The organism is Streptomyces sp. NPDC001868 (assembly GCF_040297125.1).
Classification (GTDB): Bacteria; Actinomycetota; Actinomycetes; order Streptomycetales; family Streptomycetaceae; genus Streptomyces.
The window spans coordinates 24,397-37,938 of sequence record NZ_JBEOYO010000042.1 but is presented as its reverse complement, the minus strand read 5'-3'; the positions used below and the strand labels follow the sequence as shown (position 1 = coordinate 37,938).

11 protein-coding genes are annotated in these 13,542 nt (G+C 70.1%); 9 read left to right on the top strand and 2 right to left on the bottom strand.

What is annotated here, in order from left to right; genetic code table 11:
* The first annotated feature begins 178 nt into the window (after window positions 1-178).
* From ABT147_RS34635 to ABT147_RS34620, 4 genes are all read left to right on the top strand, one after another.
* Window positions 179-796: a helix-turn-helix domain-containing protein gene (locus tag ABT147_RS34635; protein ID WP_351413642.1), complete on the top strand. Its 618-nt coding sequence runs from the start codon at window positions 179-181 to the stop codon at window positions 794-796.
* Window positions 742-1,524, top strand: coding sequence for an RNA-guided endonuclease InsQ/TnpB family protein (locus ABT147_RS34630; protein ID WP_351413708.1), 783 nt, complete (start codon window positions 742-744; stop codon window positions 1,522-1,524). The genes ABT147_RS34635 and ABT147_RS34630 overlap by 55 nt, the downstream gene beginning before the upstream one ends.
* A gap of 269 nt (window positions 1,525-1,793) precedes the next feature.
* Window positions 1,794-2,555, top strand: coding sequence for a MerR family transcriptional regulator (locus ABT147_RS34625; RefSeq protein ID WP_351413640.1), 762 nt, complete (start codon window positions 1,794-1,796; stop codon window positions 2,553-2,555).
* 188 nt (window positions 2,556-2,743) lie between these two features.
* Window positions 2,744-3,685 (top strand): DedA family protein, encoded by a 942-nt coding sequence (locus ABT147_RS34620; protein WP_351413638.1) that lies wholly within the window; start codon window positions 2,744-2,746, stop codon window positions 3,683-3,685.
* Between the two features lie 138 nt (window positions 3,686-3,823).
* Here the strand turns inward: ABT147_RS34620 and ABT147_RS34615 are convergent, their stop codons facing one another.
* Together ABT147_RS34615 and ABT147_RS34610 are read right to left on the bottom strand one after the other, a co-directional pair.
* Complete coding sequence (locus tag ABT147_RS34615; protein WP_502983208.1) at window positions 3,824-5,551, bottom strand: threonine/serine exporter family protein; 1,728 nt, start codon at window positions 5,549-5,551, stop codon at window positions 3,824-3,826.
* 135 nt (window positions 5,552-5,686) lie between these two features.
* Window positions 5,687-6,178, bottom strand: a complete 492-nt coding sequence (locus tag ABT147_RS34610; RefSeq protein WP_020113767.1) for an inorganic diphosphatase — start codon at window positions 6,176-6,178, stop codon at window positions 5,687-5,689.
* An 85-nt stretch (window positions 6,179-6,263) separates the two neighbouring features.
* Here ABT147_RS34610 and dacB point away from each other — a divergent pair, with 85 nt between their 5' ends.
* The 5 genes from dacB (at window position 6,264) to ftsH (ending at window position 13,431) form a co-directional block, all read left to right on the top strand.
* A complete protein-coding gene (dacB, locus tag ABT147_RS34605; protein ID WP_351413634.1) occupies window positions 6,264-7,898 on the top strand; it encodes a D-alanyl-D-alanine carboxypeptidase/D-alanyl-D-alanine endopeptidase in 1,635 nt (544 codons plus the stop codon).
* Between the two features lie 200 nt (window positions 7,899-8,098).
* Window positions 8,099-9,223: an Rv3626c family coenzyme F420 biosynthesis-associated protein gene (locus tag ABT147_RS34600; RefSeq protein WP_351413632.1), complete on the top strand. Its 1,125-nt coding sequence runs from the start codon at window positions 8,099-8,101 to the stop codon at window positions 9,221-9,223.
* A gap of 191 nt (window positions 9,224-9,414) precedes the next feature.
* Window positions 9,415-10,581, top strand: coding sequence for a tRNA lysidine(34) synthetase TilS (gene tilS, locus ABT147_RS34595; protein WP_351413630.1), 1,167 nt, complete (start codon window positions 9,415-9,417; stop codon window positions 10,579-10,581).
* Between the two features lie 96 nt (window positions 10,582-10,677).
* Window positions 10,678-11,238 (top strand): hypoxanthine phosphoribosyltransferase, encoded by a 561-nt coding sequence (gene hpt / locus ABT147_RS34590; protein WP_351413706.1) that lies wholly within the window; start codon window positions 10,678-10,680, stop codon window positions 11,236-11,238.
* A gap of 177 nt (window positions 11,239-11,415) precedes the next feature.
* Complete coding sequence (gene ftsH, locus ABT147_RS34585; RefSeq protein ID WP_351413704.1) at window positions 11,416-13,431, top strand: ATP-dependent zinc metalloprotease FtsH; 2,016 nt, start codon at window positions 11,416-11,418, stop codon at window positions 13,429-13,431.
* Window positions 13,432-13,542: the final 111 nt, after the last annotated feature.

Sequence of the window (13,542 nt, the reverse complement as noted above, 5' to 3'; positions counted from 1 at the left end):
AAGGCGGCCTCTCGGGAGAGACAGCGGTGAGGCTGGCATGGAGTCGTTCGTGGTGCCGGCGGGTTGAGGGCCCTGTGGGTGGGAGTCGCCGGGAAGACGAGAGCGTGCCGGTCACTCGCACGGGTGATGTTGGTCGAAGGTGTGCGCGGGAGGGGAACGGGGTGTCTAGGTTCGTGGCATGTCACGTTTCCGGATGTTTCCGTCGCGCGCGCAGGCCGAGCAACTGCTCACGCACTGCGCGCACGCCCGGTACGTGTGGAACCTCGCTGTCGAGCAGCAGCACTCGCACTGGCGCCGGTGGCGCACGTCGGCGCCCGGTTTGGCGGAGCAGTGCCGTCAGCTCACCGAGGCCCGGCGGGAGAGCGAGTGGCTGGGTTCGGGGAACGCGGATGTGCAGCAGCAGGCGCTGAAGGACTTCGCCAGGGCCAAGAGCGTCAGGTTCACGTCCGGGTTCGGTGAGCCGACCTGGCGCAGGAAGCACGTGCACGAGGGCTTCCGGGTCATCGGCACCGACCGCGTACCGGAGTACCACCTGGACGGGTCGCCGAGGCTGAACGCGAAGACCGGCAGGCAGGTCATGGGCCGCTCGGTGGTCGTGCAGAAGCTGAACCGGCGGTGGGCGCAGGTCAGGGTGCCCGGCTGCGGCTGGGTCCGCTTCCGCCTCAGCGCCAAAGGGCAAAGGCGCGAAGCTGCCCGACGCGAAAACGGTTCCGGGTCACCTTCCGCAACGGGCAGTGGCACATCGCGTTCGCGGTCATCCCCGAGCCGACCCCGGTACCCGGCACGGGTGAGGTGATCGGCATCGACCGGGGTGTCACCATCACCGCCGCCCTCTCCGACGGCCGGAAGCTCAACTGCCCCCAGCTCACCACCCGCGAGCGGGCGCAGATCCGCAAGCACCAGCGGCGGGCTGCTCGCGCCCCCAAGGGCGGCAAGGCCAAGACCGCCGAGTACGCCAAGGCCGCCAGACTCAAGGCGCGGGAGGCGAACCGGCGCAAGGACTGGTGCGAGAAGACCAGCACCATGCTCGCCCGCTCCTATGACCTCATCCGGTTCGAGAAGCTGAACATCAAGACGATGACCCGCTCCGCGAAGGGAACCGTGGAGCGGCCCGGCAGGCACGTCGCCCAGAAGTCCGGCCTGAACCGGGCGATCCTCGCCCAGGGCTGGGGCCTGCTCCGACAGTGCACCGGACACAAAGCCCCCGGCCGGGTCGAAGACGTACCCGCCCCCTACACATCCCTGCGGTGCAGTGCCTGCGGATGGATCGACAAGAACTCGCGCAAGAGCCAAGCCGAGTTCGTCTGCTCCTCCTGCGGCTTCACCTGCAACGCCGACACCAACGCCAGTATCAACATCGCGGCAGGACAGGGCGGGATCACCCGCCCCCGGCGCACAGCCGGTGCCGGAGGGACGACACCCCGCAAGGGGTCGAGCGTCCGTGAACCTCAACCCGAACGGGTTGGAATCCCCCTGCTGGGCCGCCCGGCCCTGACCCAGCCGCCCCGCCACCGCGCGCGCTGAGCGCCCCGACACCGGCCCGGCGACAAAACGCCTGGCCCGCACCCCCGTGCCGGGCCGAGCGTCTCGTCCATGGACACACCGTAGGGAGACCTCCGGGAGAGGGCCATCGCACAAGTGCACAGTCAGCGCGCCACGGCTTCGCGTTGTGCACAGTGAGATGCGTGTGACCCGTGCAGCGCGTCGCACGAGCCCCGGCCCAAAGGACTTGCACCTCACGTCACGTGAGGCCCCAGCCTGGACCACGTACCGAGAAGGAAGGGAGCGGAAGCATGGGCTACACCGTGGGACAGGTCGCGGGCTTCGCCGGCGTCACGGTGCGCACGCTGCACCACTACGACGAGATCGACCTCCTCGTACCGAGCGAGCGCACCCACGCGGGCCACCGCCGCTACGGCGACGGCGACCTCGACCGGCTCCAGCGGATCCTGTTCTACCGGGAGCTCGGCTTCCCCCTCGACGAGGTCGCGACCCTGCTCGACGACCCGGACGCGGACCCGCGGGCCCACCTGCGCCGCCAGCACGAGCTGCTGACCGCCCGGATCGAGAAGCTGCAGAAGATGGCCGCGGCCGTGGAGCACGCCATGGAGGCGAGCAGGATGGGCATCAACCTCACCCCCGAGGAACGGTTCGAGGTCTTCGGCGACAAGGACCCCGAGCAGTACGCAGAGGAGGCGGAACAGCGCTGGGGCGGCACGGAGGCGTACGCCGAGTTGCAGCGCCGCGCGGCCACATACACCAAGGAGGACTGGAAGCGCATGCAGGACGAGGTGGCCGACTGGGGCGCGCGCTACGACGCCCTGATGGCCGCCGGCGAGGAGCCGACCGGCGAGGCGGCCATGGACCTGGCCGAGGAGCACCGGCAGCACATCGGCGCCTGGTTCTACGACTGCCCGTACGAGATGCACCAGTGCCTCGGCGAGATGTACGTCTCCGACGAGCGCTTCAAGGCGTTCTACGACGCCACGCGCCCCGGACTCGCGGAGCATCTGAAGGAGGCGATCACCGCCAACGCGGCTCGCCGACGCCCCTGAACCACCCCTGACCGCCCCGCTGACCACACAGCTTGGTCTCAGTGCGACCACAGGGCACTCTGGAGGAGCCGGTGGAACCTAGTGGGGTGACCGTGCGTTGATAGCTTTGGTCACCCCTATGGGTCCCACCGTCGTGGGTCCTCACCCAGGGGCCTTCACTTTCTCTCACCCCCCAGGAGCCCGGAACCGTGACGACGATCGCCCTCGGACCGAGCTGGTTGGATCCGGACTATCTGCTCGACTCGTTCGGTATCTGGGGCCTGCTCCTGATCGTGTTCGCCGAGTCCGGCCTCCTCATCGGCTTCTTCCTGCCGGGTGACTCGCTGCTCTTCACGGCGGGCATGCTGATCACCGCCAAGACGCTGGACTTCCCGCTCTGGCTGGCCATCGTCCTGATCTGTATCTCCGCGATCCTGGGCGACCAGGCGGGCTACATGTTCGGCAAGAAGGTCGGCCCCGCGCTCTTCAAGCGGCCGGACTCCCGCCTGTTCAAGCAGGAGAACGTCACCAAGGCCCATGAGTTCTTCGAGAAGCACGGCCCGAAGTCCCTGATCCTGGCCCGCTTCGTGCCCATCGTGCGCACCTTCACGCCGATCATCGCCGGCGTCAGCGGCATGAAGTACCGCACGTTCCTCATCTTCAACATCGTCGGCGGCATCCTCTGGGGCGCGGGCGTCACCCTCCTCGGCTCCTGGCTCGGCCAGATCGAGTTCGTGAAGAAGAACATCGAGGCGATGCTGCTCCTCATCGTCCTCATCTCGGTGCTGCCGATCATCGTCGAACTCCTCAAGGCGAGGAAGGCGAAGAAGAACCAGGCCCAGCAGCCCCAGCAGTCCCCGGCCGCCGCCACCCCGGTCATGGACGACGCGACGACCCAGCTCCGCCGCATCCCCCCGACCGACCCCCAGCAGCAGCCGTACGACCCCAACCAGGGCTACGACAACCAGGGTTACGGCACCCAGCAGGGCTACCAGCAGCAGGGCTACGAGGACAACTACGGCTACCAGCAGCCCCAACAGCAGCCGTACGCCCAGCAGTACCCCCAGGGCGGCCAGTACCCCCAGGGCAACCAGTACCCCCCGAACCAGAACCAACAGGGCTACCAGGGCCAGGACTACCCGCAGTACTGACCGGCCAGAGCCACCCACCCGCGCTCCTGTCACCAGGGGGCGCGGGTGCTTTGCTTTCAAGGGGCGCGGGGAACTGCGCGATCAGCCCCCACGAACCCGCAGCCGCCAAAGACCCCGCGGCCCCGAGCTATCAGGCGCTCAGAACCCCCGCGTCCGCTTCGCACCCTTCCGCCCCGCCCGCGCAGCACCAGGCAGGAACAACCGGAACGTCTCGGACCCCAGGTTCACCCCGATCGCGATGGCCATCGCCAACGCCGCCGCCTTGGTCAGCGACACCAACCCCGCGTCCACATCGTTCTGCGCGAACGCCAACAACCCGAAGTAGGTCGCCGACCCCGGCAGCAGGGGCCCGATCGCCGCGGTCGTATAGGGCAGCGCGGAAGCGAACCGATACCGCGACAGCAACTGCCCGAACAGCCCCACCACGCCCGCCGCCACCGCCGTGGAGGCGACCGGCGAGATATCGCCGGCGTCGTGCATGGCCCCGTAGACGGCCCAGGCGACACCTCCGTTGAGGGTCACCGCGAGCACGGTGGATCGTTCCTGCTGAAGCAGCACCGCGAAGGTCAACGACAACAGCATCGACGCCCCGAGCTGCCACCACGGCCGCTCCGCGCTGCCGAGCGCCGCGTCCGGGTTCAGCTCGGCGCCCAGATTCACCCCGAAGTACAGGACGAGCAGCACCCCCACGACGATGCCCACGAAGAGGTACATGACCTCCAGGAGCCGCGCGGAGGCGGTGATGTAGAAGCCGGTCAGCCCGTCCTGCACGCCCGCGACCAGCGCCCGCCCGGGCAGCAGCGCGAAGAGCCCACCGGTGATGACGGCGGACGCCTCCACGTCCACATGCGTGACGGTCAGCGCCACCCCGATCGCCGCCGGGGGCATCGCCGCCACCAGGAACTGGTAGAACTCCGGCAGCCCCCGCCCCGAGCACAGCCAGGCCAGCCGGTCCCCGAGCATCGCGCCCAGCGCCGCCGCGACGAACACGACGACCCCACCGCCGACCAGCACGGACGCGGCCCCCGCGAGCAGCCCGCTCGCCCCGGTCAGCGCCCAGCCGGGGTACGGGTGCCGGTTGCGCCGCATCTCCGCGAGCCGCCGGTAGGCCTCCTCCAGCGAGATCGCGTTCTCCGGATCACTGAGGTCGTCCACCAGATGGAAGACGGCCGCGAGCCGGGTGTAGTCGGTGGCCCGGCGCCGGACGATCCGGGACGCCGAGACCGGGTCGTCCACCAGCGACGGCTGATACGTCACCGACAACTGGGTGAAGGTCACGGTCGGCTCGCAGCGGTCGAGGCCGTAGGACCGGCACACGGCGAACATCGCCGCCTCCACGTCCTCCGCGCCCTCGCCGCCCGCGAGCAGCAGTTCGCCGATCCGCAGGGTGAGGTCGAGCACACGCGGCACGGCGGGCCCCGTATCGCCCTCCGCGCGCGCCGGCGGCTCCGGCGCGGGCCGCTCCGCCACCGGCATCCGCAGCATCGTGCGCATCCGGTCCTGCCAGGGCACGTCCTTGGTCAGACTGACGACCGGCACCCCGCCGGCCGGCGTGAACGCGACCGGCGCGTGCCGCGCGCTGTAGGTCCGAGGCACGCTGAACGCGGACCCCTCCTGCTCCGCCGCCGGCGGCTCGGGCGGCGCCAGGCCCTTCGGCAGGGAGAACTCGGAGGTCGTCTGCGCCTCCGACTCCGCCCCGGCGGCCGGCACGTCCAGCCCGGCCGGGATCGCGAACTCCGAGGTCACCGACGCGTCGCCGTCGATCCCCAGGGTGTGGCCCACCGGCACGAAGGCACTGCTCGCCGCGTCCGACACCGGCTTGCGGTCCTCCTTCGGCCCGACGTCCTCCGGTTCCGTCACTCCCACTCCGCCGCGCTCCCTGTACGACACCTCGTACGCCTCAGTATGCGCACCGACACGCACTGATACGCGAACGGGCCGCGCACCCCCTCAAGGGGATACGCGGCCCGTTCACGAGAACAACCCACAGGCAGGCAGGGGTCAGTGACCGCCCTGCTCCTTGAAGCGCAGGTACGACTTCTCGACCTCGGCCTCGGCCTCCGTGCGGCCGACCCAGTCGGCGCCCTCGACGGACTTGCCGGGCTCCAGGTCCTTGTAGACCTCGAAGAAGTGCTGGATCTCCAGGCGGTCGAACTCCGAGACGTGGTGGATGTCACGCAGGTGCTCCACCCGCGGGTCGGTCGCCGGGACGCACAGCAGCTTGTCGTCGCCGCCGGCCTCGTCCGTCATCCGGAACATGCCGATCGCACGGCACTTGATGAGGCAGCCCGGGAAGGTCGGCTCGTCAAGAATGACGAGCGCGTCCAGCGGGTCGCCGTCCTCGCCGAGAGTGTTCTCGACGAAGCCGTAGTCGGTCGGGTAGGCGGTCGAGGTGAAGAGTCGACGGTCCAGGCGGATCCGACCGGTCTCGTGGTCCACCTCGTACTTGTTCCGCGAACCCTTCGGAATCTCGATCGTGACGTCGAACTCCACCGGTGGCTCCTCCATGATCAACACATAGTTCTGGTGGTTAAGTGTCCCTCACGCAGGTGGGTGATCGCGAAAGGGGTTGGAAGTCGTGCCGGAGCCGAAGGTCTGGCGGGCCGCGAGACCGCATGTGCTGCGGGTCGCGCGCGGCGTGAAACCGGGGATCGCGCGCGCCACACGCGCCGTGAAGCCCGGTGCCGCGCGCGTCGCACAGGTGGTGAAACCCGGCGTCGTACGCGTCACGAGCGCCGTCACGGCACGCTCTTCGCAGCTCACGAGGAACACGAAGAAGCTCACGACCCTCCAGTTCACCGCCGGCGCGGCCACCCTGGGGCTGGTGTTCTCGGCCGGGGCGGTCGCCGCCGCCGGACCCTGGGACTCCTCCGGTCAGCGTACGGCCGAGCGCGACTGGGCGGCATCGCGCGCCGGACAGGGTGGCGCAGATCACGGACGTGATTCCGGTACGGCGGCGGGGGCGCCCAAGCCCGCGCCGAGCGCCCCCTCCGTCCTGGCCGGCCTCGGCGGCACGACCGGCGCGGGCTCCGCCCCCGAGTCCGCCGCCCTGGCCGCCGCCCTCGACCCGTTCCTGAGCTCCGCCGTCCTCGGCCCCCGCCGCGCCGCCGCCGTCGTCGACGTCGAGACCGGCGAGCAGCTCTACGGCCGGAACGCGGACGACGCCCTGACCCCCGCCTCCACCACCAAGATCGCCACAGCCGCCGCGGTCCTCTCGGCGGTCGGCCCCGACCACCGCATCGAGACCCGTACGGTCCTGGCGCCCGACTCCGCCGAGGTCGTCCTCGTCGGCGGCGGCGACCCCACCGTCACCGCGCACAAGGACACGGGCGGCTACGCGAGCCTGCGCACCCTCGCCGACGAGACGGCCGCCGCCCTCGACAAGCGTCACCTGAACGAGATCACCCTCGCCTACGACGTCTCCCTCTACGAGGGCCCCGAGCAGCACACGATCGGCAAGAACGGCAACCTCGCCCTCGTCGTCCCCCTCATGGCCGACGAGGCGCGCCTCGACAACTCGTCCAGCGGCGACTCGCCGCGCGGCGACGACCCGGCGGCCGACGCGACCGCGCGGTTCGCGGACCTCCTGGAGGAGCGGGGCGTCAAGGTGACGACCGAGGGCTCCGCCGAGGCTCCGAAGAAGGCCGAGGAACTCGCCGCGGTCTCCTCCCCGCCCCTGTCGACCCTCGTCGAGCGCATGCTCACCAACAGCGACAACGACATCGCCGAGGCCCTGGCCCGCCAGGTCGCGCTCGCGACGGGCGAGCAGCCGAGCTTCGAAGGCGGCGCGGCGGCCATCAAGAAGGAACTGAAAAAGCTCGAAGTCCCCCTGGACGGCGTCGAGTTCGCCGACGGCAGCGGCCTCAGCCGGGGCAACCGGCTCACCCCGGCCCTCCTCGCCACGCTCCTCGCCAAGTCCGCCGCCGCCTCCCACCCCGAACTCCGCCCCGTCCTCACCGGCCTCCCGGTGGCGGGCTTCACCGGCACCCTCCGCTCCCGCTACCCCAGCGACGCCACCGGCACCGGCATCGTCCGCGCCAAGACCGGCACCCTGAGCAACGTGAACACCCTCGCCGGCACCGTCGTCGACGCCGACGGCCGCCTCCTCGCCTTCGCCTTCCTGGCCACGGAGACGGACATGGCCAACACGGACCTCGCCAAGAAGGCCCTCACCGACGCGACCTCGACCCTGGCGACGTGCGGCTGCCGCTGAGGGGACCGGTGTGGCGCTCGAGATGGCCGTCGGCCTCGAAAGGGGCGCGGGGGGCGTGACGCCTGAGATGGCCGCAGGCCTCGAAAGGGGCGCGGGGAACTGCGCGAGAAGCCCCACTCACCCGCACCCAAGTCACAACCGCACCCGCCCCCCACCCCACGGCCTGCCCCCAGCGGCAGCGCTCCCGTACGGTTGACAACATGACTCGCATCGGTGGTGCCGAGATGGTCGACTGGAATCTCGCGGTGGCGACCGCGACCCGGCTCGTGCGGCCGGGCCCCGAGGTGAGCCGCGACGAGGCCCGGGCCATCGTCGCCGAGCTCCGCCGACACGCGAAGGCGTCCGAGGAACACGTCCGCGCCTTCACCCGGATGCTGCCCGACACGGGCGACGACACCCCCGTCCTCGTCGTCGACCGGCCCGGCTGGGTCCGGGCCAACGTCGCCGGCTTCCGGGAACTGCTGAAGCCGCTGCTGGACAAGATGCAGGAACGTCGCGGCAACACCCCGGGCGGTGCCGTACTGGGCGCGGTCGGGGGCAAGGTCACCGGCGTGGAGCTGGGCATGCTCCTGTCGTTCCTCTCCTCCCGGGTCCTCGGCCAGTACGAGACGTTCGCCCCGGCGACCCGCGAACTCCCGGCGGGGGAGAACGGCGGCGGCCGACTGCTCCTCGTCGCGCCGAACATCGTGCACGTGGAGCGCGAACTCGACGTGCGCCCCCACGACTTCCGCCTCTGGGTCTGTCTGCACGAGGAGACGCACCGGACCCAGTTCACGGCGGTCCCCTGGCTGCGGGACCACCTGGAGGGTGAAATCCAGTCGTTCCTGGGGGAGACCGAGGTCGACCCCACGACGTTCCTGGAGCGCATCCGGGAGGCCGCCCAGTCACTCGCGGGTGGCCGCCCCGAGGGAGAGGTGGGCGACGACGGTCACTCGATCGTGGAGTTGGTGCAGACCCCCGCCCAGCGCGAGATCCTCAGCCGGCTGACCGCCGTCATGTCCCTCCTGGAGGGCCACGCCGACTACGTGATGGACGGCGTCGGCCCGGCCGTCGTGCCCTCGGTCGCCGAGATCCGCGAGAAGTTCCAGCAGCGCCGCGCTAAGGGCGCCTCACGCCTGGACCAGGCCCTGCGCAAGCTCCTGGGCCTGGACGCCAAGCTCAGGCAGTACAAGGACGGCGAGCGGTTCGTACGGGCGGTCGTCGAACAGGTCGGCATGGACGGTTTCAACCGCGTGTGGACCTCCCCGAACACCCTGCCGACCAAGACGGAGATCGCCAAACCGGCGGACTGGGTCGCGCGGGTGCACCGCAAGCCGGAGTCGTGAGCCGCGCGCGAGCGTGGTGAACGAATCCGGCCGACGGCAGGCAAACGCTCCTCCAATCACCCGTCCGAGGGACCGTGAGCGAGGGGTAGGCGTGCAATGCTCGGGGAACGGCCCGGTTCTGTCACCATCTACACACTCTGAGTGACCGAGCTCGGGCTCACCCCCCGACAATTTCATGAAGGGAACCGGACATGGGTCCCCACCCCGCGGTCGCGGCGATACGCCTGGCGGTCCGCCGCGTACTCCACGACCTCCTCACCGAACACCACACGAACACCACCCCGCACGCGCCCGCTCACGCGACCCCCGGCGCGCCCTCCGGCACGGGCGCACAACCGGTGCCCCCGCCCCCCACGGCCGTACCCCCCGCAGCCGTGCCCATCGGGGTCAGGCGCAACGCGTCCGCGCGCGCGGGCGCCACGCACCCGGGTGCCGCCGCGCACGAGCGGCCGCTCGTGCTCGTGGCGTGCTCCGGCGGCGCCGACTCCATGGCGCTCGCCTCCGCCCTCGCCTTCGAGGCACCCAAACTCGGCGTCCGCGCCGGCGGCATCACCGTCGACCACGGTCTGCAGCCCGGCTCCGACCTGCGCGCCGAGGAGGTGGCGCTGCGCCTGCGGGAACTCGGCCTGGACCCGGTCGAGTCCGTGGCCGTCACCGTCGGCCGCGACGGCGGCCCCGAGGCCGCCGCCCGGGACGCCCGCTACAGCGCCCTCGACGCCGCGCTGGAACGCCACGGAGGCACCGCCGTCCTGCTCGGCCACACCCGCGACGACCAAGCCGAAACCGTCCTGCTCGGTCTCGCCCGCGGCTCCGGCATCCGCTCCCTGTCCGGTATGGCCGCGGTCTCGGGGGCCGACGGCCGCTACCGCCGCCCCTTCCTCCAGCTCGACCGGCAGACCGCCCGCAAGGCCTGCATGGTCCAGTCGCTGCCCGTGTGGGACGACCCCCACAACGCCGATCCCGCCTACACCCGGTCCAGGCTCCGGCACGAGGGCCTGCCCGCCCTGGAGAAGGCGCTCGGCAAGGGTGTCGTCGAGGCCCTCGCCCGTACGGCCCAGCTCTCCCGGGACGACGCCGACGCCCTCGACACCTGGGCCCGCCAGGCCGAGGCCTCCGTCCGCGACGCCGCGGGCCTGCTGGAGTGCGCGAAGCTCTACGCACTGCCGCCCGCCGTACGCCGCCGGATCCTGCGCCGGGCCGCCATCGAGGCCGGTGCCCCGGCGGGTTCCCTCTTCGCCCGGCACATCGAGGAGGTCGACCGTCTCATCACCGGCTGGCGCGGTCAGGGGGCCATCAATCTCCCCGGCCGGGTCGTCGCCCAGCGGCAGGGTGGCAGACTGGTGATTCGGCAAGGCTGAATCCGGACGCCGAAAGGGGCCCCTCACACGGGCCCCGAGCCCCCGCACGGGAAAGCGGGCGTCCGGGAGCGGCCCTGGGACGACCGACCGAAAGTGATGCGGGTGGACGCGAAAGACATGGGTGCCGACCTCAAAGAGGTACTCATCACCAAGCAAGAGATCGACGCGAAGCTGGCCGAGCTGGCCGCGAAGATCGACGCGGAGTACGCGGGCAAGGACCTGCTCATCGTCGGAGTGCTCAAGGGCGCGGTGATGGTCATGGCGGACCTCGCCCGGGCGCTGTCCACCCCGGTCACGATGGACTGGATGGCCGTGTCCTCCTACGGCGCGGGCACCCAGTCCTCGGGTGTGGTGCGGATCCTCAAGGACCTCGACACCGACATCAAGGGCAAGCACGTCCTGATCGTCGAGGACATCATCGACTCGGGGCTGACCCTGTCCTGGCTGATCTCCAACCTCGGCTCCCGCGAGCCCGAGTCCCTGAAGATCTGCACCCTGCTCCGCAAGCCGGACGCCGCCAAGGTCGCCATCGAGGTGGAGTGGGTCGGCTTCGACATCCCCAACGAGTTCGTCGTGGGCTACGGTCTCGACTTCGCCGAGAAGTACCGCAACCTCCCGTTCGTCGGTACGCTCGCGCCCCACGTCTACGGTGGTTGAACAACCCCGGTAAGACGTTCGGGAACCCCAGCGGGTTTCGCGCCGTTGGAGCATGCGAGGACGGGATTGCCGACAGTCCCCTGCGGCTTCGGGTGACAATGCTGGGGTACCGTCCGAAGAACAGCCTTTATCAGACTCACTATGGCAGGAGGGACGGGGCGGCACCGCTCCGTATGGATGGACGTGAAGCGATACTTCCGTGGGCCAGTCATGTGGATCGTGCTGGCCGTCCTTGCCGTGGTCGTGTTGATGCAGGTCGTCGGCTCGTCCGGCGGCTACAAGACGGTGGACACCGGCCAGGTGGTCCAGGCGATCAATGACAACAAGGTCAAAGAAGCCAAGCTGACCACCGGCGAAGAGCAGCTCCTCAAGGTTCAGCTCAAGGACGGCCAGAAGATCGAGGGCAGCTCGAAGATTCAGGCGAGCTACATCGGCGACCAGGGCGTCACCCTCGCCAACACCCTGCAGGACAAGTTCCAGAACAAGCAGATCCCCGACGGCTACACGGTCTCCCCGACCAAGCAGAACGCTTTCGTCGGCATCCTGCTGTCCCTGCTCCCCTTCGTCCTCATCGTGGTCGTCTTCCTGTTCCTGATGAACCAGATGCAGGGCGGCGGCTCCCGGGTCATGAACTTCGGGAAGTCCAAGGCCAAGCTCATCACCAAGGACACCCCGAAGACGACGTTCTCGGACGTCGCGGGCGCGGACGAGGCCGTCGAGGAACTCCACGAGATCAAGGAGTTCCTGCAGGAGCCCGCCAAGTTCCAGGCCGTCGGCGCCAAGATCCCCAAGGGTGTGCTGCTCTACGGCCCGCCCGGTACGGGCAAGACGCTGCTGGCGCGCGCCGTCGCCGGCGAGGCGGGTGTCCCCTTCTACTCGATCTCCGGTTCCGACTTCGTCGAGATGTTCGTCGGTGTCGGTGCCTCGCGAGTGCGTGACCTGTTCGAGCAGGCCAAGGCGAACGCCCCGGCGATCGTCTTCGTCGACGAGATCGACGCGGTCGGCCGCCATCGCGGCGCCGGCCTCGGCGGCGGTCACGACGAGCGCGAGCAGACGCTGAACCAGCTGCTCGTCGAGATGGACGGTTTCGACGTCAAGGGCGGTGTGATCCTCATCGCCGCGACGAACCGCCCGGACATCCTCGACCCGGCGCTGCTGCGCCCGGGCCGCTTCGACCGCCAGATCGCGGTCGACCGCCCGGACATGCAGGGCCGTCTGGAGATCCTCAAGGTCCACCAGAAGGGCAAGCCGGTCGCGCCCGACGTCGACCTCGGGGCTGTCGCCCGCCGCACCCCCGGTATGACGGGTGCCGATCTGTCCAACGTCCTGAACGAGGCCGCGCTCCTGACGGCCCGCAGCGACCGCAAGCTGATCGACAACCACATGCTGGACGAGGCGATCGACCGTGTGATCGCGGGCCCGCAGAAGCGGACCCGGATCATGTCGGACAAGGAGAAGAAGATCACCGCGTACCACGAGGGCGGTCACGCCCTGGTCGCGGCGGCCTCACCGAACTCCGACCCGGTCCACAAGATCACGATCCTGTCCCGGGGCCGCGCCCTCGGGTACACGATGGTCCTGCCGGACGAGGACAAGTACTCGACCACCCGTAACGAGATGCTCGACCAGCTCGGGTACATGATGGGTGGCCGGGCCGCCGAGGAACTGGTCTTCCACGACCCGACCACCGGCGCCTCGAACGACATCGAGAAGGCCACCAGCCTGGCCCGTGCGATGGTCACCCAGTACGGCATGACCGAGCGTCTGGGCGCCATCAAGTTCGGCGGCGACAACTCGGAGCCGTTCCTCGGACGTGAGATGAGTCACCAGCGCGACTACTCGGAAGAGGTCGCCGCGCTCGTGGACGAGGAAGTCAAGAAGCTCATCGAGAACGCGCACAACGAGGCCTGGGAGATCCTGGTCGAGAACCGCGACGTCCTCGACAACCTGGTGCTTCAGCTGCTGGAGAAGGAGACGCTGGGCAAGGAGCAGATCGCCGAGATCTTCGCCCCCATCGTCAAGCGTCCGCCCCGGCCCGCCTGGACCGGCTCCTCCCGCCGCACCCCCTCCACCCGTCCGCCGGTGCTCTCCCCCCGGGAGCTCGCACTGACGAACGGCGCCAACGGCGCGACGCCGGCGATCACCACCAAGGCGCCCGTCGACGCGACCCCGGAGGAGACCCCGGAGAGCTGACGCCCGACCGGTGAGAACCGGCCACCCGGGAGCCCCGGCTCCCGGCCCCCGGCCGCCTCACCAAAGCTGGAATGGATGCCGCGCCCCCCTGGATTTAGCCTGGGGGGCGCG